At 47.4% G+C, this 21,101-nt stretch carries 15 protein-coding genes; 7 read left to right on the top strand and 8 right to left on the bottom strand.

Going from position 1 to position 21,101, the window contains the following annotated elements:
* Nucleotides 1-81: 81 nt before the first annotated feature.
* Nucleotides 82-657: an SPOR domain-containing protein gene (locus tag EWA64_RS19090; protein WP_061894622.1), complete on the bottom strand. Its 576-nt coding sequence runs from the start codon at nucleotides 655-657 to the stop codon at nucleotides 82-84.
* Nucleotides 658-882: 225 nt separating this feature from the next.
* Here EWA64_RS19090 and EWA64_RS19085 point away from each other — a divergent pair, with 225 nt between their 5' ends.
* A complete protein-coding gene (locus EWA64_RS19085) occupies nucleotides 883-3,561 on the top strand; it encodes a bifunctional acetate--CoA ligase family protein/GNAT family N-acetyltransferase (RefSeq protein WP_061894685.1) in 2,679 nt (892 codons plus the stop codon).
* Between the two features lie 21 nt (nucleotides 3,562-3,582).
* Here the strand turns inward: EWA64_RS19085 and EWA64_RS19080 are convergent, their stop codons facing one another.
* Nucleotides 3,583-4,503: a LysR family transcriptional regulator gene (locus EWA64_RS19080; protein ID WP_061894623.1), complete on the bottom strand. Its 921-nt coding sequence runs from the start codon at nucleotides 4,501-4,503 to the stop codon at nucleotides 3,583-3,585.
* Nucleotides 4,504-4,735: 232 nt separating this feature from the next.
* Between EWA64_RS19080 and EWA64_RS19075 the strand changes: the two genes are divergently transcribed.
* Nucleotides 4,736-6,871: a TonB-dependent hemoglobin/transferrin/lactoferrin family receptor gene (locus EWA64_RS19075; protein WP_061894624.1), complete on the top strand. Its 2,136-nt coding sequence runs from the start codon at nucleotides 4,736-4,738 to the stop codon at nucleotides 6,869-6,871.
* A gap of 305 nt (nucleotides 6,872-7,176) precedes the next feature.
* Here EWA64_RS19075 and EWA64_RS19070 read toward each other — a convergent pair whose 3' ends face one another.
* The 3 genes from EWA64_RS19070 to EWA64_RS19060 are packed head-to-tail and all read right to left on the bottom strand — an operon-like array spanning nucleotide 7,177 to nucleotide 11,637.
* Entirely contained in the window at nucleotides 7,177-9,159 is a 1,983-nt protein-coding gene (locus EWA64_RS19070; protein ID WP_061894625.1) for a sensor domain-containing diguanylate cyclase, read from the bottom strand.
* Nucleotides 9,147-9,662, bottom strand: a complete 516-nt coding sequence (locus EWA64_RS19065; RefSeq protein WP_061894626.1) for a YfiR family protein — start codon at nucleotides 9,660-9,662, stop codon at nucleotides 9,147-9,149. Before EWA64_RS19065 ends, EWA64_RS19070 begins: the two co-directional genes overlap by 13 nt.
* Nucleotides 9,652-11,637: a TonB-dependent receptor plug domain-containing protein gene (locus EWA64_RS19060; protein ID WP_061894627.1), complete on the bottom strand. Its 1,986-nt coding sequence runs from the start codon at nucleotides 11,635-11,637 to the stop codon at nucleotides 9,652-9,654. The genes EWA64_RS19065 and EWA64_RS19060 overlap by 11 nt, the downstream gene beginning before the upstream one ends.
* Nucleotides 11,638-11,805: 168 nt before the next feature.
* Between EWA64_RS19060 and EWA64_RS19055 the strand changes: the two genes are divergently transcribed.
* From EWA64_RS19055 to EWA64_RS19045, 3 genes are read left to right on the top strand one after another with little or no spacing between them, the layout of a single operon-like run.
* Nucleotides 11,806-12,546 carry a 5-oxoprolinase subunit PxpA gene (locus tag EWA64_RS19055; protein ID WP_082796665.1) on the top strand — a complete coding sequence of 247 codons (741 nt, stop codon included), beginning with the start codon at nucleotides 11,806-11,808 and terminating at the stop codon, nucleotides 12,544-12,546.
* A gap of 11 nt (nucleotides 12,547-12,557) precedes the next feature.
* A complete protein-coding gene (locus EWA64_RS19050; RefSeq protein WP_061894629.1) occupies nucleotides 12,558-13,241 on the top strand; it encodes a 5-oxoprolinase subunit B family protein in 684 nt (227 codons plus the stop codon).
* Entirely contained in the window at nucleotides 13,238-14,173 is a 936-nt protein-coding gene (locus EWA64_RS19045; protein WP_061894630.1) for a 5-oxoprolinase subunit C family protein, read from the top strand. Before EWA64_RS19050 ends, EWA64_RS19045 begins: the two co-directional genes overlap by 4 nt.
* 92 nt (nucleotides 14,174-14,265) lie before the next feature.
* On the opposite strand, the gene EWA64_RS19040 is transcribed toward EWA64_RS19045, so the two are convergent.
* The 3 genes from EWA64_RS19040 to EWA64_RS19030 form a co-directional block, all read right to left on the bottom strand.
* The gene (locus EWA64_RS19040; protein WP_061894631.1) at nucleotides 14,266-15,705 is read right to left on the bottom strand and encodes an FAD-dependent oxidoreductase; all 1,440 of its coding nucleotides are present in this window, start codon (nucleotides 15,703-15,705) and stop codon (nucleotides 14,266-14,268) included.
* 319 nt (nucleotides 15,706-16,024) lie between these two features.
* Nucleotides 16,025-18,466 (bottom strand): ABC transporter permease, encoded by a 2,442-nt coding sequence (locus EWA64_RS19035; protein WP_170320334.1) that lies wholly within the window; start codon nucleotides 18,464-18,466, stop codon nucleotides 16,025-16,027.
* A 1-nt stretch (nucleotide 18,467) separates the two neighbouring features.
* Entirely contained in the window at nucleotides 18,468-19,145 is a 678-nt protein-coding gene (locus EWA64_RS19030) for an ABC transporter ATP-binding protein (protein WP_039444639.1), read from the bottom strand.
* Here EWA64_RS19030 and tesA point away from each other — a divergent pair.
* Both tesA and fabV read left to right on the top strand, forming a co-directional pair.
* Complete coding sequence (gene tesA / locus EWA64_RS19025; protein WP_061894633.1) at nucleotides 19,144-19,746, top strand: multifunctional acyl-CoA thioesterase I/protease I/lysophospholipase L1; 603 nt, start codon at nucleotides 19,144-19,146, stop codon at nucleotides 19,744-19,746. The genes EWA64_RS19030 and tesA overlap by 2 nt on opposite strands.
* Nucleotides 19,747-19,827: 81 nt before the next feature.
* Nucleotides 19,828-21,030 carry an enoyl-ACP reductase FabV gene (fabV, locus tag EWA64_RS19020; protein ID WP_061894634.1) on the top strand — a complete coding sequence of 401 codons (1,203 nt, stop codon included), beginning with the start codon at nucleotides 19,828-19,830 and terminating at the stop codon, nucleotides 21,028-21,030.
* The last annotated feature ends 71 nt before the right edge of the window (nucleotides 21,031-21,101 follow it).

Here is a 21,101-nt window from a genome sequence, read left to right as displayed (position 1 = left end):
GGCAATAGTTAATGAGACAAGCTTAAGTGCGTATTTGTTAGGCAAAGGAGCCATAACAGGGCTGGCTCCTTGAACCCTGAGTTAATTTAATTTATTCAGCGTTGGGTAGTCCGAGTTTTTGATCGAGTCGATGCTCTTCACGAAAGGTTTTAGGTCTTTAAACTCTTGAGGAAGATTGGCAATGGCTTTTTTAGCCTCAGTACTGGTGGCGAAATCGCCGTACAAAATAGTAAACCATTTAGTCCCATTGACGACCTTGTAGTTTTCCCAAATCGGTTGTTCATTTTTGGGCAAACGCGAGGCAAAGTAGTCTACCTTCGATTGCGTACCAACAGCCATCACCTGAATGGTGTAGCCGAAACGTTGTAACTGATCACGTTGTTTTTGGCTTGGTGGAACAATTTTTACCGCTTTGGGGCGTTCGGTTTGCGGGCTGAGTTTGACAACGGCTTTTTCTTCAACCGGAGTTTCAACTTTCACCACAGGCTGAGGCAGATTTGTCTCTTGAACCACATCCTGTTGGGTCATTAATGGCTCAGGAATGGTATCCATTTTAAACTCTTCACGGTGGCTTTCTGAGGTTACATTGGTGACGTAATCTCCGGATGAACAAGCAGAAAGCAACACAGACAAGGTAACGATTGCAACTTTTTTCATGGAATGGCTCAGCTCTATACAAATTTACTGTAAATCATGCCGATAGCGTAGATGAGAATCAAGCGTCTATCCGCATAAACTGGTTTTAACATGTGATTTGCAACACAAAGTGTCCACCACTCACCGATTTAGTAAGCATAGTTGTACTTGGGTAAGTTTCACTCAGGTTATTTTTGTTTATCATGTTATTGATCTGGCTTCTTAAGCTTTTTAGGAGAGATGTGGGTGAACAAGCTACAAAAGTTATTTAAACCAACGTCGATTGCCGTTATTGGAGCGTCACAACGTAACTTAAGTGCAGGCAACATCGTCATGAAGAATCTGCTACAAAGTGGCTTCGAAGGCGCAATTATGCCAGTGACGCCCAAATATCGCTCGGTGGCGGGCGTGTTGGCCTACTCTTCAGTGGCTTCGCTGCCATTTGCGGCTGATGTCGCGATTCTCTGTACCCGCTCTGAACGGAACGTGGAGATTTTTAAGCAGTTAGCCGAAGCAGGCACCGAGTTTGTCATTGTCCTCGCTTCAGATACGGATTACCCCCATCATGAAGAGGCATCGGTCGCCGACGCGTGCTTAGCCATCGCCAGAGAACATCAGATGAGAATTCTCGGCCCAAATAGTCTTGGGCTTATCTTACCTTGGCAAAAGTTCAACGCGTCTTTCTCTCCATCGACAGCAAAGCCGGGCAAAATTGCCTTTGTTTCTCAATCAGCGGCGGTATGCACGACCGTTTTAGACTGGGCAAATGATAAAGAGATCGGCTTTTCTGCGTTTGTTTCTGTCGGCAATGGATTGGATATCGACTTTGACGAACTGCTTGATTACTTTAGTACCGACAGTAAAACAGATGCCATTCTGCTCTATCTCGATTCAATCACTGATGCGCGGCGCTTTATGTCCGCCGCGCGAGCCGCTTCGCGTAACCGACGCATCCTTGTGCTCAAAGGGGGTCGCTCACCGCATGGAAGACGTGCACTAAATAAACCCAGTGCTGATACGTTAGATATTGTTTACGATTCCGCCATCAGGCGCAGTGGTATGTTGCGCGTACACAACACGCATGAACTTTTCGCGGCGGTTGAAACCTTGACGCATTCTGTTCCCTTACGTGGCGAGCGGCTTGCGATTATTACCAATGGCGCAGGGCCTGCTTTGATGGCGGTCGATACGCTGCTTGAGCGAGGCGGTCAGTTGGCGACCTTACCTGAAGATATCAGTAACTTACTTTCATCCATTCTTCCGACTAGCTGGTCTCGTTCCAACCCTATCGATGTGGTGGGCGACGCAGACAAGGGGCGTTACGTCAAAACGATCAATGCCATTTTAGATAGCGACTGCGCTGATGCGCTGCTGATCATGCACAGTCCTTCAGCGGTCTCAGATTCCGTCGAAACAGCCGAAGCGATTATTGCTGCGATCAAAGCACACCCTCGCCACAAGCGCTTTAATATTCTAACTAATTGGTCAGGTGAACAGACAGCCAAACCGGCTAGGTTACTTTTTACTAAGGCCGGCATCCCAACTTATAGAACGCCAGAAAGTGCCGTGGTCGCATTCATGCACCTCGTCGAGTACCGCAGAAACCAGAAACAACTGATGGAAACGCCTACCACTGCGGAGCCTTTACATATTGCAGACGTAAATGCCGCTAAAGAGTGGGTTGAGCAACAGCTAAGTGAAAAAACGCAGGTCAGTTTAGACACGCATCAACTCGGAACGCTGCTAAAGCTGTTTAATTTCGACGTACTGCCAACTTGGATTGCAGGAGACACCAGTGAAGCCGTACATATTGCCGAGCAGATTGGTTACCCTGTAGCGGTTAAACTACGCTCTCCTGATATTGCCCATAAATCGGATGTGCAAGGCGTCATGCTCAATCTACGCAATAGTCAAGAAGTGGCTTCCGCGGCTGACGCTATTTTAGACCGCACCAAGCTCTCCTACCCGGCGGCGAGAATTCATGGTTTGTTGGTGCAAGGTATGGCAAAGCTGGCTGGCGGAGAAGAAATTCGCGTCAAAGTGATCACAGATAAAGTCTTTGGACCGGTTATTTTGCTTGGCCAAGGAGGTTCTGAATGGAGCGAGTCCCGTGATGCCTCCGCTGCGCTTCCACCGCTGAACATGAGCTTGGCAAGATACTTGATAGTTCGAGCCATCAAAGAAGGCCATATTCGCTTGCAGAAACTGCCGGAGCCAATGGATGTGTTAGGGCTGGCGAAATTTTTAGTTAGGATCTCTCAAATGGTGGTTGAACTGCCACAAATCAAAGAGTTGGATATCCATCCCGTTTTGGCAAATGGTGAACACTTTACTATCTTAGACGCCGATTTGACCTTAGAACATCATGCTGGCAATGGCCAGGAGCGTCTTGCTATTCGCCCTTTTCCCGCCGAATTCGTTGAGACAGTGATACTTAAAGATGGTGAAGTGGTTTTGCTGCGCCCTATCTTGCCGGAGGATGAACCGCAACATGCGGACTTTATCAGTAAAGTCTCCAAAGAAGACCTTTATAAACGGTTTTTTAGCGATGTCGGAGAGTTCAATCACGAAGCGCTGGCTAACTTAACCCAAATCGACTATGACCGGGAAATGGCCTTTGTCGCTATCTCCTTTAGTGAGGGTGAAGCGAGGATCATCGGCGTATCACGTGCGTTGATCAATCCTGAAAATACCGAAGCGGAATTTGCCATTTTGATCCGTTCGGATCTAAAAGGTAAAGGGCTCGGCAATGTATTGATGACGAAGATCATCGACTATTGCCGTGCAAAAGGTACTCAGCGTATGACAGGCATCACTATGCCAACCAACCGAGGTATGTTGATGCTGGCACAGAAAATGGGCTTTGCGCTTGATGTCCATTTTGAAGATGGCACTGCAGACATGGTGTTGCCACTCAATCCTTAAAAAAGCCTAGCTCTTAAAGGCTTAGATGCGGGAGAAGATTTGCCGCTCTCCCGCTTCTTTCAACTTCCAGTGCTTTTTCAAATGCTGAATACACCACGACTTGGCTTCACCCATTTGATTGCGTTTCCAACCGAGCACAATGTTCATCGTCTTAGTGTCACTGCCGGAGATCTCTTTCAGAAAACCTTGTTCAATTAACGGTATCGCCATGCTGCTGGGTAAAGTGCCAATGCCTAACCCTGCAATCAAGGCATCGATCTTTGCTTGCAGATTGGTTACGGTTAAACGTGGTTGCTTTTGGATCACGTTGACGCTTAGCGCTGGCTGCTCACGGGCCGTATCGGCAATGGCAATGATGCGGTGTTTTTCTCTCACGGTGTCATCAAACTGCCCACTTCGATTGTGAATATAGTGGTTTGCCGCGGCTACCCAAATCATCGACATCTTGCCAATCAATTCGGTTTTTACATCGTGAGGAACCACGTCCAGTGCGGGACAGACTAACAAGTCGGCTCGTCCAGATTGTAAGGCTTCCCAACACCCCGCTAAGATTTCTTCTTGTAACCTGACTCTCGTTTTGCTCACGTTGCCCAGCGCTTCGACTAAAGGGAAAAAGTGGTTTACTGAGATAATGCCATCGTAAGCAATCGTGATGTCCAACTCCCATCCGTTCGCCATTAACGTGGCGTCATTGACTAACTTTTCAGTCGCACCAAGGATCGTTCGCCCTCGCTCCAAGATCAAACGTCCCGCCTCGGTAAAGTTTGCCTTATGACCGGATCGATCAAAGATCATGATGTCCAGCTCTTGCTCCAACTTCTGGATCTGATAGCTGAGCGAGGATGGCGCCCTATCAAGCTCATTGGCCGCGGCGGCAAAACTTCCGCGCCTTTCTATGGCATCAAGGATATGTAGCGCTTCTAATGTTATCGGACTTTGCACAAACACCTCTTTTAAATGTGATCAAAATCAACTTTCTGAGTTTTATAGAATCACACATTAATTCATCTAAAAATCAATCTATTCATATGATTTTAAAAGAATATTTACCATATTAGTACTCATTGTAGATAAATATGCGCCACACTTTATTTATGAGAATGATAGCAATTATCATTAGCATCCAATATTATTGCGCCGTTAAATCGCCTACGATGGATTTTAAGGTAGTAAAATGTATAACAAAACGTTTCTTTCAGCCTCAATACTATTAGCTCTCTCTGCTTCAGTACAAGCAGAAGAATATGGATTATTCGATGAGATTGTTGTGACAGCGACACGCTCAACACAAAATAAGCAAGATGTTGCAGCCTCGATTAATACGGTCAATGCGCAAGATATCGATAAATCTCTTGCCACAGACGCAAAAGATGCGCTCAAATACACTCCGGGCGTCGAAGTCAAATCGGGCAGCCGTTTCGGTATTTCAGGCTTTAACATTCGTGGTATGGAAGACAGCCGGATTCTCACCGTTGTTGACGGTGTACAGCAACCTGTTGGGTACAACCCAGGTGCAACAGAACAGCGCAAATACAGCAATGCGGTTGAAATCGATACATTACAAGCGATAGAAGTCAACAAAGGGCCCTCTTCTACACTTTATGGCTCAGATGCTTTGGGTGGAATGGTACAATTTCGGACTAAAAATCCAAGTGATGTTTTAGTTGATGAGAACGACGGACATCGATTTGGGATTAAGTCGACTTATACTTCTGTCGATGAACAGTTTAAAAACACCCTAACTTGGGCAATGCGTCAAAGCCAACTAGAAACTCTACTCATGGTTACCTATGCTCAAGGGCATGAAACTCAGTCACACAGCTCAGGTGCGAACGTTGAGGGCCCAGATCGTGGGTTAATTAACCCCGCAGACACAAAGTTGGGTAACCTACTTGCCAAAGTACAATATCAAGCCAATGAAAATCATCGTTTAGGCTTAACCCTAGAACACTACACCAAAAGCTATGATGAAGATGAACTCAATTACAATGGCTATGCCATCATGCCTGGTTTTGTCTACAGCGATAACTTTAACGAAGACGTTAACGAACGTACCCGCGTGTCAATTGAGCACCAATGGTTGATGGACACATTGCTCGCTGATTCAAGTTTAGCCACTCTGAGTTATCAAACTTCAAGCTCTCTCAACAAAAACTACGATACTACACCAAGCAACGGTGTACGAATGAGAGAAAGAGAAGCAGAAGATAAATCTGTACAACTAGATGTTCAGCTAAATAAAGTCTTAGAGATAGGCGAAATACCTCATGATGTTACCTATGGAGGCAACTATCTAAACAACGCGTTTAGCTTGGAAAATACCGATTATCTATATAGCTCTGGTACTTCTCGTCCCGGCAACACCGCTCTTCCAGACGCAGATATGATCAAGTGGGGCTTGTTTGCTCAAGACCAAATGTATTTTTGGGATGAGCAATTAATCGTCACTGCGGGCATTCGTTATGACGCATTTGAGGCGAAACCAAAAACAGATACGGGTTTCACAACAGAGTATGAGTCCAATAAGGACAAGGCGTTTACAGGTAAATTGGGGGCAGTTTATCACCTTAAAGACAACCTCTCTCTATTTGGCCAAATCAGCCAAGGATTTAAAGCTCCAACTGTTTACGATCTTTACTATTTCTATAACCAAGGCGCTATTATCGAAGCTAATCCTGACTTAAAAGCGGAGCGTAGCACATCATATGAGGTTGGTACACGCGGATACAATGACTATGGCAACATCGAATTTGCTCTGTTTTTTAATGATTACAAAGATTTCATTACGCAAACCAAAACCGGTGAGTCAGGTGACAAAGATATCATCAGTAAATACAACATTGATGAAGTTCGTATCTATGGTGCAGAGTTAAGCTCATCCCTATTGCTAGATAAAGTGTCTCCTTTGCCTCATGGAAGTTATGCACGTTTGTCAGTAGCTTACGCACATGGTGAAGATAGATCCACAGGGAAAGAAATTGACACTGTTGCGCCGTTAACAACAGTATTTGGCATTGGCTATGAACAGATAGAATTTGGCTCAGCACTAAATGTAAAAATGGTCGCAAGCAAAGATAAATGGTTGTTAGAAGACAATATAGATGTCGCGGGTTATACCGTTGTTGACCTAACCGCTTACTATTCACCGATGAAAGATCTGACATTTAAAGCAGGACTGTTTAATCTCTTTGATAAAAAATATTGGCATTACTCTGATATGTCTGGAAAAACTGGTACCGAAAAATTCAGTAATGACTACTTCACCCAGCCAGGAAGGAACTGGGGGGTGAATGTGGACTACAAGTTCTAACTATCGGTAAAACAAAAAGCCAGCAACCGCTGGCTTTTTTACACTCTATTTTTAAAAGAAAGAAAAAAGTTAGGAAAAATAAAGCGTTACTGTTTTGCCATCTCTTTTTTAACCATCACAGCGGATGCAACGATAAAAGCAATGATAAGCGCAAGTTCCATGGAATCCTCAGAGTTGAAATAGTTGAGCAAAAAACAATCCGCCTAAGTCTATCACTCACCACTCAATAAGCTACCTATTTACACTTAAGTTGCGGTTTTTCCGATTGAGATCAAAGTTTATTCCGAAGTCTGAGAAAATAAACTTCAGTCACTTACTGCAGCGCCTATTACAATTGCTTGCCCTTTCCCGGCTTTTTTCGCTCGGTACATTGCGGTATCGGCACATTTCAGAATGTTATCCATGTCTTTCTCATTTGAACCGATCAGCTTCACACCGATACTACAGCCGACTTGCAGTGTCTGGCCATTATATTGAATGGGCCGACAGATACTTTGTAACAAACGCTCGGTTAACTGAGTAACCGATTGCGGACTGGCAGGTTTGACGAGCAAAACAAACTCATCACCGGACAGTCGGGCAACCAGATCGCTACTGCGCACTTCTTGCTGCAAGCGAGTGGAAATAACGCGCAGTACTTCGTCGCCAGCATCATGACCAAAAGTATCATTAACCTGTTTAAAGCCATCTAAATCCATATAAAGTAGTGCTAACTCTTTATTCGAGTAAGCGGACGAGCGCAGCTCTTCTTCCAATATTCGATGTAGTTTAGAACGATTGGCAAGCCCTGTTAATGCATCATGATGCGCAAGGTACTCTAAGCGCTCCATTTCTTTCGCATCAGAGAGATCCGCCAAGATGATGACCATGTCATAAACCTCTTCCTGATCCACTTTTTTAACAATATGACTGACTTTGGCAAACATCGGCACCAAGGTGCCGTTAAGGTGCTTCTCCCATACTTCTCCTTGCCATTGTCCGTAGTGGGCCAACGATTCTTGAATGGTTGGCATCAGCGATTGCAGTTGTTTCCAGTGGAACACTTGAAGAAAAGAGCGACCAACTAACGTGTCACTGCTGTAACCAAGCATATGCGTGAGCGCTGGGTTACACATAGTAATCACGCCATTGTGATCAAGAACAATCAGGCCATCTTGGCTGTGTTCAAACACCCCCGCGGCAATGCGTTGGCGGTTCATCGCCGCCTCTATCTCAGTAACATCTTGAATGGCAAAGAGCGTTGCACCTCGGTTACTTATAGAACGTGAGGAAATTTGCAGCAGTTGAACACTTTGATCGGCCTTTTTACAAGAGAGTAAATAGTCATCCAACACCTGTTTTTGCTCGATGGCCGCGATGAGCACCGTTTTCTCTTCCGTCTGAATCAAGTCGGTTAAAGTGTTGTTTTCCACCGCCGCAAGAGAAATTGGAAAAATCTCTTTACTAGCCGCATTACTGTGCAAAATAACACCATCATGGTTCACAACTAGCAACGCATGTTGAACGGTTTCAATCACCTCGTTGGCAAATGCCTTCTCTTTTTCTAAACGATCTAAGGTGTAGTGGACTTGACTGTCTCGCTGCGCCAAGCGTTTCACCATGGTATTAAATGCGTCAATGAGTGCGCCAATTTCATCATCCGCTTTGGGTTTGAGGTTGGGCCTTTTAAGGCGGTGTTCCACAAAAGCTTGCATCGAGTCGTGTAAAGAGTAGACCGGCTCCAAAATGAATTTTTGCACGATGAGATACAGCAGTGCGCCTGTAGGAAGCAGCATAAAAAGGAACACTATGCTGCTTTCGATCAACTTATTGATGATCTGTTCAAAGGCTTGATTTGATACGGTAATTCTCAGTGAGGCAATTTTGCTCCCATCCATTTCGATCGGCACCAACAGATAGAGATACTTGCCAGCGACAAGGTGACCTTTCTTCTGCAAGGCGTCTCTTTGGGTTTGATCGGGAATCGGAGCCTCATCAGCTTGCGCTTCATAAATCGAGAACAGCTGCTCATTCAAATCAAATAACTTCACCCGCAAAATAGCCGGATCGGCGTTAAATGCCGACAGCACTTCGCTGGCTGCCAACGAGTCATCAAACAACACTGCCGCTTGCAGGTTAAACGCCACCCCTTTGGCCAAAATGGAGACACGATCGATCAGGTTCTTCTGTTCATTCTGATAATTGACAAAAAAATGAAAACCTTGCGCGAAGATAAATATAAAGGTGACGAAAATTAATATTGGTACCAGCAACTTATGCCGTATAGAGAGGTTTTTTAGTGAAGGCATAGCGCAGCCTCCTTCACGCTGGCAAGTCGCAGTAAACTCGACCCTATGGTGTAACGCTCACTGACCAAATTCTGCGAACAGATCAGCGGTTTTATCCTGCCCTCGTTTTCTTGCAGTGCGATGATCCCTCCGTCACGTAGAAAGTGGCTTTGAGAACTAATTGTGACCGCGTAACCACCAACACTACGCACCCGCTCGCTTGTGAGTGGCTTACCATAATAGACAATGTCACACGGTCCATCCGTTGCGTTTACTAAGACAAGGGCCAAGTCGCGGATAGTTTTTCCTTCAATCACTTTTGCTAAGGTTTGCTTTACTTTGTCATCATCTTGGACACAAAAGTAGATGTGCGTTTTACTCGGCTCTTCATTCCAAAAAACAAAGTTGCTGATCTGGTAGATATACACCGCCACCACTTCATGTGGTTGGAACTTGTCTGCCTGAGCCAAAAACGGGCAAAGTGATGCTATCAATCCGCAAAGCAGGCGGATTTTAAAATTCATAACTGAGCCTCACATAGTGAATTTGCTCACTCTTAAACAGTGACAGAGTATTGAGATCATCGGCACTGCCAATGCCACCTAAGTTTTGCACCACTACTTCGACTTTAGGGTAGTTAGGGGCGTATTGCCAAGACAGCTTCATATCTAAAGTGACGACATCATCTAAAGCAATGTTCTTGTTTTTCCAATGCTGATAATAAATGGTGCTATCCCATTGCAGTTGTTTGTTAATGTCCCAAAGCAATTGCAATGACAACAAATGCTGCTGATCGATGCTGGCCCAGAGCGCGGATGTACCGTTGGAATAATCTCCACCTAGCCAATCGATATCTAAGTTCATATAACTGTAAGCAGCATAAATTCGAGTATCCGTTCGTGCGCACCATTCAACTGCCATTTCAACGCCATGCGATGTGCCTTGATAATCATCGATAGTAAACGCATTAACAATATCCCCTGCATCGAAGGAATCGACCATCACCACATTGTCGTGCAGCGAATAGTAAGCGGTCATATCTAAGCTGAACTGGGGATGATAAGTGATTCGATAGCCAAGCTCGTAACTTACCACTGACTCCGTTTTCAGTTGGTCGCTAGGGTACACCACCACCTGTTTCGGCGTTGCATCGTAGTAAACAAAGTAAGAATTGCTGTCGATATAGGATGGCGCAACCACCGCTCTGCCTACGCCAGCCCAAATCTGCTGACTCTCAGAAAAGCTATACATAGCGCGCAGTTGAGGCGAGATTTCCAAAGCGGACGTCTGGCTAAAATACTCAGCTTTGACACCCAAGGTAGTGCTGAAGTTTTCGCGCCACTGTTTATCGATTTGCCCATAAGTATTGAAAATTTGCTCATGAGCGCGGCGCACATCATAGACACGGTACAAAATATCAACGTTATTCTCATCCCACTCGGACAATTGTGCGCCAGAAAAATCAAGTTTTATGAAGCGTGCCCCAGCGCCTATTTGCCACCGAGTCTCACTATCTGAGTAATCGAAGTAGTTGGTATCAAGATCAAGAGTCATGTACTTACCGGGCGCGTCTTTAGCGTTATCCTTGTTGTAATCAAACCACAAGGAGCTCTCCCACTTCACCCCTTCGACCAGATATTGTGCATATTGCAGTTGACCAAAAGCACTTGTCGCCTGAACGTCAAGCTCTTTAGGCCCCCATTGGCTACCATTCCAGTAGTCACTGTCTCGTTGGTAACCATATTGATTGGCTCCAATACGCAAGGTGATATCACGATTTTCTTCCCTATGAGCAAACAAAACGCCGCCCGTCTGGTTGAGCCATGTCTCGCTGTCATAAGAGAGGTCCGAGCGGTTACTTTTCTGCTTGTAGAATACCCGCCCTTGCGTCTCTTCGCTGATAGAAAAGCCTTGCCTCACGCCAAGCTCATAGTCTTGCTTATTGCTGTAATTTCCTTCAACTAAGCTAGAAAGTGTGAATTCAGCGCGTTTAGTGATGATGTTCACCACACCATTGACAGCATTGCCTCCCCAAATACTACCCGACGGTCCGCGCAGCACTTCAATACGATCAATATCAGCGAGCAGATAATCAATACCAGGCCAATAGACGCCACCATAGACGGGGCTGTACACCGTTCTGCCATCGATCAAAACCAACAACTTGTTGTATAAACCGCCGTGAAATCCTCTTGCTGAAACGTACCACTCTGTTTCTGAGAATTTGCTGACACGTAAACCGGGGACAAGCTTAAGCGCTTCGGGAATGGTACGAACGCCGCTGCGCGCAATTCGCTCACCGCTTAACACGTAAACTGAAGCAGGGATATCGGAAAGCTTTTGTGCTGTTTTGGCGACGGTTTGCACTTCCACTTCCAGCATGCCTAACTCTTCAAGGCTCATATCCATGAGTTGTTTGAGAGCGTCTGTTCGACTGCTGGCATACACTGGATATGACATCAGGCAGATTAGATTGATGAGTGTTGCAGTATTTTTCATATCCAGCTCGCCTGAACCTACTATCTTTACTACTGATTATTGCCACAAATCCCAAGTTCTACCGCAGATCGAAAACGTTTAATTGGCAAAGAATGATGTGGATCACTGTCATGACGGATTTTTTAAGAGAACTTACACTAATTAACGGCAAGGACGGTTGAAATTATAGTGAATAAGCAAAGAGTTACTCTAAATTGCGACATGGGCGAAAGCTTTGGGATCTGGACTATGGGTTCTGATGAATTGGTGATGCCGTGGGTTGACATGGCCAATATCGCTTGTGGATTTCATGCCTCAGACCCTCACGTCATGGCTAAAACGGTCGCCTTAGCAAAGCATTATAACGTCAAAGTCGGCGCACACCCAGGCTATCAAGATCTTAGTGGTTTCGGTCGCAGAAGTATACCTCACACCGCCGCGCAAATTACAGAAATCGTCCTTTATCAGGTAGGTGCATTGAAGGCTTTCTGCCAATATCACGATGTGCCGCTCCATTATGTCAAACCACATGGTGCACTCTACAACGATATGATGGCCGATGAAGAGGTGTTTCGCGCCATTGCCGAAGCCGTTTCTGTCTTTGCTCTACCACTGATGATTCTGGCAACCACAGACAATCAGCGCTACCTAGACATTGCGGATATTTTTGATGTGCCACTGCTATTTGAAGCCTTTGCTGATCGCAGTTATCAAGAAGATGGTCGACTTACCCCGAGATCGCAAGCGAATGCGGTCTACCACAATGCCGATGACATCTATAACCAAGCGATGCAAATCGCCACCTATGGTTGCGTCACTACCGTTTCAGGAACAAGAGTGTCATTGGAAGCCGACACCATCTGTGTGCATGGTGATAATCCTGAGTCTATTGCCTTGGTACAAAGGTTAAGCCAAGCATTGGCCAAATAAGAGGAAGAGATTTGAAGAGCAATTGCTACCGAATTCAACCCGTTTCTGAATGCAGCTTGATGGTGTACTTTACCGAGAGCGTCAATGAGCAGCAAGTGGGCGAATTGGCGAATCTGATTCGGCAGACTCTACCCAATGCGCTGATGAACGTGGTTCCTGCCTATCGTTCTATCTTGGTGGAATACTTACCTTTTCGCTTGAGTGAATCACAGTTGCTGCTTCAGCTTGAGCAACTGTTGCAAAGTAGCCAAGTGACCACATCCGTTCAGGCCGGACGCAACCATCGCATTCCCGTTTATTATGCCAAGCAAACCGCGCTGGATCTGGAGACGTTTCTTCATCGCGGCTTGTCACTGGATGACGTTGTCGAGCTGCACAGTGAAACGCCCTACACCGTTTCGGCGATTGGTTTCACACCAGGCTTTGCGTTTTTGTCTGACGTTGATGAACGCCTCGCCGTTCCTAGGCTAGCTTCGCCACGTGTTTCCGTCCCGGCAGGCAGTGTCGCGATCGCCGAAAGCAAGACGGCCATTTACCCATCCGCCACGCCCGGCGGCTGGAATATCATCGGCCGGTGTCCAGTGTCTGTGTATAACCCGAACGAGGTTCCCGTGATCCCGTTTACGATTGGCGATACAGTGACTTTTTACCCGATCAGTGAACAAGAGTATCTCGAATTAGGAGGCACATTGTGACAACCCACGCGCTAAAAGTCATCAAACCGGGGTCACTCAGCCTGATTCAGGACTTTGGCCGATTCGCCCTTGCCCATCAAGGCATCACGCAAGGCGGACCGGTGGACGACTACGCCTACAGTTGGTCGAACCATTTGCTGGGCAATCCCGTCAATTGCACCTCGTTGGAAATCACCTTAGGTCAAGCGGCATTCGAAGTACTCAGTTCGTGTCAACTGGCGATCTGTGGCGGCGATCTCGATGCGCGTCTCAACGGACACCCATTGCACAACTGGAGCGAATTTCGCGCGCACAAAGGTGACATTCTCACTTTTGGCTTAGCAAAAAATGGCCTGCGAGCTTACCTCTCAGTGGTTGGCGGCTTTGACGTCAGTCCGCAGCTTGGCAGCACCAGTACTGTCGTGCGCGATCATCTCGGCGGCCTGAAACAAAACGGCATGCCGCTGGTTGCTGAACAATTATTACCTTTTGCGCCACACCAACCTAACCCAAATAAAGCCCGCTCGCTGACTTTCCGTTTCAAGCCTGATTACAACTTGCCGTTAAAATTGCGCGTGATTGAAGGTTGTCAAGTCGCGGATTTTGCTGCCGAGGAAATTGCGCTGTTTTACCAAACGCGATTTACCGTGGATCCCAACTCAAATCGCATGGGATACCGACTAGCCGGAGGGACGATTTCGCCTCCCTATCAGGGGATCTTGTCGGAAGGGATTACCTTGGGCGCCATTCAAGTGCCCCCCAATGGTCAGCCAATCATTTTGCTAAATGACAGACAAACGATTGGCGGCTATCCAAAACTAGGCTGTGTTGCCCGAATCGACCTTCCAAGACTGGCGCAAGCAAAACCGGGACAGGAGGTCCGTTTTGTTAGAGGCGACCGCGAGGGTTTGCAAGACGTTTGGTGTCAATGGGCACGTTTTTTTGGTTATTGATTGCTTGTGCTTACTGATTGCTATAGCTAAGAGCAAGCATACAGAGGTGAGAAGTGATCAAGGCGACGTGGATGTCGCCTTGGTTTTTACGTTTATTGATATACCCCTTCCCCCACCACTTGAGCCAACGATACTGGGTAACCGCGCTGTTTGGCTAATGTGGTGGCAACCGATTCGATCTCACTGGCGGCCAGTGAACAGGTGACCGGGTGTTCTTGTTCGATGTGGGTGGAGATAGGCTTACCAAACCACTGCAAGGCGATTTTCTGCGCTGCCAGCAAAGTCGACGAGCCTTTGACAATTTCGATGCAAGCATAATGGTTAGCAGAAAAGGAGACATCTGCCGCGCGCAGTGTTGCATCACGCCCGGGAATTTGCTGTGCGCCAAACAGCGCTTTGCCCGCTGGCTTGGCACTGATAAAGGCCGGCAGCAACTTGGCCGCGTGTTCAATTGCCTTTTGGGTACGCAGTTGCAAAACCGATTCATCCCATCCTGAACGGATCTTTTTAACGTATTTTGCGGGCAACTTCGGCTGCGCAGAGCGAGGCGATGCCGCTACTAAACCATCTTCAAATAGCGTGATATCTTCCGTCATACCGTGCAGTTGAAAATAACCGTCGGCGTATGGCGTGAGCTGCGCCATGCCATCTGGCGTGCCACGTTCGCCATGAAAAATCACTTCAGGCCAAGCCTCATGGCATTCTTGCCACTGCGTGACGTACGCCGCTTTAAATTCGACCATACGTTGCGTGGCCACGCCAACCACATCATCTAATTCGCCCGTTTCAAAACCACATGCGTTGATCAAATAATCAGCGTAGATAGGTTGAGACAAACCAACGACATCCAACTGCCATTTGGCCCCATCCCACTGCGCGTGTTGCAACTCTCGGTTACACATCACCGTCGAGGCCGGAAAGCGCTCAAGGGCAAGGGTGGCGATGGCAGAAAGACGAAACACACTCCAGCCATATTCGGCCACCATGATCACCGGATATTTAAGCTGATCGAGATCAGTATTTTTGGCAAATGGAATGCACCAGTCGTCAAATGTTTTGGGCTGCTCAGGCTGAGTTAACCTCGCCAAGCGCGCGAGATCAGCTTTGGAATAGAGTTTGAAGTAGTCGTCCGGCTTGCCAAGCACTTGGTTGCGGGCGTCCTCTCGAACTAAGTCTCGGTATGCTTCGCGAATAATCGCCAGTCTTGGCAACAGCTCTTCGGCCTCTCCCGCATCATTGCGCGGTACCGCAATGATGGTGGGGCGAATGTTGATACTGGCCGGAAAAAGTCTGACACTGTCGATCGATTGCTTCAGGAGGTCAATGCACTGCTGCGTCGAGATCTCGCGATAGAGATTTCCCCCGGCGTGCAAATGACAGATCGGCGGACCATTGACCAAGGAAGGCCCTTTTTCTATCAAGGTCACCGCATAGCCTAATTCTGAAAAATGTATCGCGGCCGTGGCGCCAGCGACACCACCCCCTACAACGGCGATATGTGTGTTGCCGGTGGACGAGTTCAAAGCGTTCATTATTCCACTATGTCTATGAATTCTGGGATTGAATTCTACTCGTGATTGAACGTGAATAAAATCACAAATTCGCTGTGGATTTCTCGATACGACAAGCGAAAAGCATAAAAATTTTCAACGTAAAGACGGCAATAAAATTATCAAAAAAATACTTGACTGATTTGTCTCGATTTCAGTTTCGCGGTCAAATGTGAATAACACTCTCTGCGCAAGTCCGATACGGCAAAGACTTCGCTCACTTTGCCTTCTTTTTGAGCTTCACTTATCCCAAAAGTTATCCACTGATTTTGTGGATAACTGGGATAAGAGTAGGCAGCTATTAGCCATACGAGTTATTCATGGGTGTCAATAACTGTTTGATTAAACTTGATACAACCATGAACAATGTCGCCAACGCCAAGGTGGGCAATAGCAGCCACAAATGTGGATGCAGCGTAGCGGATAAGTCAAAGCCGAAACGCATCACCGCCGCCACCGTTGCTTCCGCGCCGAGAGCAGAAATCACACTGGCAATCAGCGCCATGATGCCAAATTCCGCCCAAATGGTACGCGTGACCCGTTTTTTCGACGCGCCCAACGTGCGGTACAAGCGGATCTCTTGCTGACGTTGCGCTAAACTCAAGCGCAACAAGGTGAAGATCAACATCACTCCCGCCATCACTCCCATGAGTGCCAAAATCGAAATCGACCACACTATCTGCTCAACCAGATCTTGGATCTTGGTGGCCATGGTGCGAATGTCGAGCACACTGACGGTTGGGTATTGCCGCGACAACTGATTCAGCAAAGACGTTTGGTGCTCTTCAATACGAAAGCTGACCAAATAGGACGCAGGAATAGACGCCATCACATCCGGTGTAAAGATGAAATAGAAGTTAGGCTTCATATCACGCCACTCAACGTGACGAATGGTGTTGACCGTCGCGTTGAAGGTTTGACTGTTCACCACAAAGGTGAGCGTATCACCAATCTCGATTCCCATCTCTTCAGCCACTTCAGCTTCAACCGACACGCCTTGCGTTGGCGTCCAACTGCCCGCGGTCACCTGATTATAGTCAGGGATGCTTTCCCCCCAAGTGAGGTTTAACTCTCGACTCACTGCGTCACTACGCGCTTGGCCATCTGGCTGGTTGCCACTGGCGACATTTTCACCGTTTATGGCGGTAAATCGGCCGCGAATGATCGGATAAGCCGGAGAACGATTCACTTGGTTCTGGTCTAAAAACGTCAAATAAGGCTCAAGTTCAAAGTCACTGATATTGAGCGCAAACACATTGGCGGCATCAGCAGGCAGTGTCCGCTGCCAATCTTTAAGCAGATCGGTGCGTACAAGCCAAATGATCGCCAATAACATGAGCGACAATGACAACGCCCCCAGTTGTAACCCACTACCGAGTGCCGAGCGGTTGATGCGGCTCAGTGCCAATTTGACGGAGGTAGAAAATGGTAAACGTGCCAACAGGTTGCTCAGCCCTAAGCCAACAAAGGCAAGCACAATGAACAGTAGCATGATTGCACCGAGCACAATCCAAACCATGATGTTATTGTGGTAAGCGGCCAACATAGGCAAAAGCGGTACCCCAATCAGCAACCAAGTTTTCGATCGAATGGCTTTGTGCTGGTTGTCTGTTTGCATCACATTGATCGCTGACGTATGCAATAGAGCCGACAGCGGAATGCCCAATGCGGGAATCGCAATCAGTAGCGCGCTAGCCAATGAGACTAAATACGGCGTGATGCCATACGAAGGAAGCGGGTCCGGCAGCAGATCTTTTAATGGAATGCGCAGTAACTGCTCTAGACCTATGCCAATCAGGACGCCGATCACGGCCGCGCATACAAATAGTAGCGCTAGCTGAATCGCTAACCAACGCGTTATCCACGCTCGGCTTGCACCAATACTTTTTAACATCGCGATGGTTTGTTTTCGCGTGACAACGTAATTTTGGCAAGTCAACACGAGCGTTGTCGCCGCCATAATGATGACAATCGCGACGGTCAGAGACAGATATTGATTGGTGCGCTCAAACACTTCGCTACTACGACTGGCACTCTCTTGATCGCGCCAGCGATCACTTGGCGTTAGTTCAACGCTCTCTTTGACCTTGGCGATCGCTTGATCACTGCCGACAATAAATAGACGATACTGCACACGGCTACCCACTTGAATCGCGCCAGTACGGGCTACATCCGTATCGTGAATATACGCAGCTGGCATCTGTTGAAACGGGTTGAAGCTTAAGCCAGGTTCGCTCTCAATCACGCCAGAAACGATAAAATCTGCATCACCAATCGTGACATTGTCACCTTGTTTCACCTCCAGCCTTTCCATAATCCGGCTATCTAACCACAGTTCCCCAGGGTTCACGTGTTGGGGGCGTGTTGTGTCGCTGCGCAGGCTCAGTTCACCAAGCAGCGGATAGCTCGATTGCACCGCTTTGACGGTGACTAACTGCATCCCCGTGTCACTAAAGGCCATGGTGGCAAAACGGGTCATTTTTGAGGTGGTGAGCGCTTCACTCTTGGCCGCATCAAGCAAGGTTTGTGGCAGAGGATTGGCGGAAATGAAGAGCGTATCGGCGGTGAGTGCATCTTTGCCCTGCTTAACAATCACCTGTTCCATACGCGTTGCCAAGGCCGATAAAGCAAACACCGCAGAGATGATCAACACCAGCGCGACACTGATTGGCCAGAGGTTGCCATGGCGTATCTCTTCCAAACTCCAGGCAGTGAGCCGACGATTTAATCCGTTTGATGCCATACTAGCTTGCCTCCGACAATTGACCTGCATCCATGCTAAACACGCGTTGGCAGCGCTGAGCGAGCTTCATATCGTGCGTCACTAACACTAACGTCGTGCCATGGTGTTGATTGAGCTCAAACAGCAGCTCAATGATTTTTTCTGCCGTGTGTTGATCGAGATTGCCAGTCGGTTCATCGGCAAACAAGATCTTCGGCTGGGTCATGAACGCGCGTGCCAAAGCCACCCGTTGCTGCTCGCCTCCCGACAACTGGCTCGGGAGATGATCCACTCGCGAGGCCAAACCCACAGAAGCAAGCAACGCTTTACCTCGTTCGTTATCCTCCTCTTCCCCTTTGAGCAGACACGGTAAAGTGACATTTTGCAGTGCGGTCAGGCTTGGAATGAGCAAAAAACTTTGGAAAACAAAGCCAATCGATTCACTGCGTAGCGCGGCACGCGCTTCATCGTCCAAACGAGACAAAGGTTGATCGAGCAGATAAACCTCGCCAGATGAGGCGACATCAAGGCCAGCTAAGAGTGTCATCAGGGTTGACTTTCCTGCACCGGAGGTGCCTACAATAGCCACACTCTCTCCTTCAGCGACTTCGAGATTGACATCGCTTAGGATAATTAACTTCTCATTGCTTGTAGACACTTGTTTACTAACGGATTTTGCTTTAATTACTGGAGATTGCATGGTCAGATTGTTTTCCTTAATGCTGATGTTAATCCTATCGTGGACGGCAACGGCGGCTGAAAAAATTCTCATACTTGGCGATAGTTTAAGTGCAGGATACAACATGCCAGCCGAGCAGGCATGGCCAACTTTGTTACCAGACGTACTAAAAACTTACGGGAAAGACGTACAAGTGATCAACGCCAGTATCTCAGGCGACACCACAGGCAATGGTTTAGCTCGCCTGCCAGACTTGTTAACCACCCACTCTCCCGATTGGGTGTTAATTGAACTGGGTGCCAACGATGGCCTCAGAGGTTTTCCGCCTAAAACCATCGCCGCGAATCTGTCAAGGATGATCCAAAAAACCAAAGCGGCGGGCGCGAAACCCGCTTTAATGCAAATACGCGTTCCACCTAACTACGGCAAACGTTACTCGCAAGCATTTTTTGATCTTTACCCTACCTTGGCAGAGCATCAACAAGTGCCATTGTTACCCTTTTTCCTTGAGCAGGTGATCACTAAACCAGAATGGATGATGCAAGATGGCCTGCATCCCACTGCTGACGCGCAACCTTGGATTGCTGAATTTGTTGCCGAAATGTTTAGCAAACATCTCTGATTTTAATGCCCTAGCTCAAATCATTTTACCTTTCTTTACGTTAGCCTAAATGCCTCTTTGTCCCCCAATCAGGAAAATGGCATGCGCATAGAACCACAAATTGATGGTGTTGTTGCCCGCTCAGCTCATCCTTATGGCTGTGAAGCTGCAATTAAACAACAAATAGAGTACGTAAAACGCGCGCCACAGATCACTCAAGGCCCTAAACGGGTACTGATCCTTGGCGCTTCCTCTGGATTTGGTCTTGCTGCTCGCATCGCACTAACGTTTGGCGGAGCCAAAGCAGACACCATCGGCGTTTCGTTTGAACGTGGTCCAAGCGAAAAAGGCACTGGCAGTGCGGGTTGGTACAACAATATTTTTTTTAAAACACAGGCCCAAAAAGAAGGCCGTACCGCAATCAACATCGTCGGAGACGCCTTTGCCAAAGAGACGCGCGAGCAAGTGATTGAAGCGATAGAGACCTATTTCGATGGCGAAGTTGACCTCATTATTTATAGCCTAGCGACTGGCATACGGCCCATTCAGGGCAAACCCGGTGAGTTTTGGCGCAGCGTGATCAAGCCCTATGGTCAGCCTGTAACGGGCGCCTCCATCGATTTACAGCATGACCGTTGGATTGAAACCACGCTTGAGCCTGCCAGTGATGAGGAAGCCGAGCACACCATCAAAGTGATGGGCGGTGAAGATTGGCAAAGTTGGGTGGATGCGCTTATCAACACCGAATCCATCGCTGAAGGTTGCAAAACCATCGCCTTTTCTTACATTGGGCCGGAAATCACTCACCCGATTTATCTCGACGGTACGCTAGGTCGGGCGAAAATCGATCTGCACCAAACCAGCCATGCGCTTAATTTGGAAATGGCCAATTTCAATGGCAGCGCCTACGCTACCGTCTGCAAAGCCCTGGTGACCAAAGCGAGCGTGTTTATTCCCGCATTGTCTCCCTATCTGCTTGCCTTATATAAAGTGATGAAAGCCGAACAATGCCATGAAACCTGCATTGAACAGATGCAACGTTTATTTAGTACGAAACTGTATGGTCAAGCGAAAGTCGACGTGGACGGTGAACGCTTGATCCGCATCGATGAGTTAGAACTGGCTCCGCATATTCAGCAAAAAGTTCAAGACCTTTTGTCTGAGATGAACGGTGATAACTTTAAGCAACTTGGTGATTACGAAGGGTATAAAGACGAATTCTTGAAATTAAACGGCTTTGGTTTTGAATCAGTTGATTACACTCAAGAGATTGATCTCGCTGACTTGAAAAAGTTGCGCCCTTAAGCCGCCATTGTATATGTCTTAAACTTGAGATTCTATTTTTGACTGATGAAGTCCCGACCACATTTCGGGAC

This window comes from Vibrio cidicii, from assembly GCF_009665415.1.
Classification (GTDB): Bacteria; Pseudomonadota; Gammaproteobacteria; order Enterobacterales; family Vibrionaceae; genus Vibrio; species Vibrio cidicii.
Note: the sequence above shows the minus strand (reverse complement) of the source record. Positions and strands in the feature narration are given on the sequence as shown.

Bases quoted from the DNA above. Each gene is read 5' to 3' on its own strand.
- EWA64_RS19090 (WP_061894622.1), bottom strand. From the start codon at position 657: ATGAAAAAAGTTGCAATCGTTACCTTGTCTGTGTTGCTTTCTGCTTGT.
- EWA64_RS19035 (WP_170320334.1), bottom strand. From the start codon at position 18,466: ATGGCATCAAACGGATTAAATCGTCGGCTCACTGCCTGGAGTTTGGAA.
- EWA64_RS19060 (WP_061894627.1), bottom strand. From the start codon at position 11,637: ATGAAAAATACTGCAACACTCATCAATCTAATCTGCCTGATGTCATAT.
- EWA64_RS19030 (WP_039444639.1), bottom strand. From the start codon at position 19,145: ATGCAATCTCCAGTAATTAAAGCAAAATCCGTTAGTAAACAAGTGTCT.
- EWA64_RS19040 (WP_061894631.1), bottom strand. From the start codon at position 15,705: ATGAACGCTTTGAACTCGTCCACCGGCAACACACATATCGCCGTTGTA.
- EWA64_RS19075 (WP_061894624.1), top strand. From the start codon at position 4,736: ATGTATAACAAAACGTTTCTTTCAGCCTCAATACTATTAGCTCTCTCT.
- fabV (WP_061894634.1), top strand. From the start codon at position 19,828: ATGCGCATAGAACCACAAATTGATGGTGTTGTTGCCCGCTCAGCTCAT.
- tesA (WP_061894633.1), top strand. From the start codon at position 19,144: ATGGTCAGATTGTTTTCCTTAATGCTGATGTTAATCCTATCGTGGACG.
- EWA64_RS19065 (WP_061894626.1), bottom strand. From the start codon at position 9,662: ATGAATTTTAAAATCCGCCTGCTTTGCGGATTGATAGCATCACTTTGC.
- EWA64_RS19070 (WP_061894625.1), bottom strand. From the start codon at position 9,159: ATGCCTTCACTAAAAAACCTCTCTATACGGCATAAGTTGCTGGTACCA.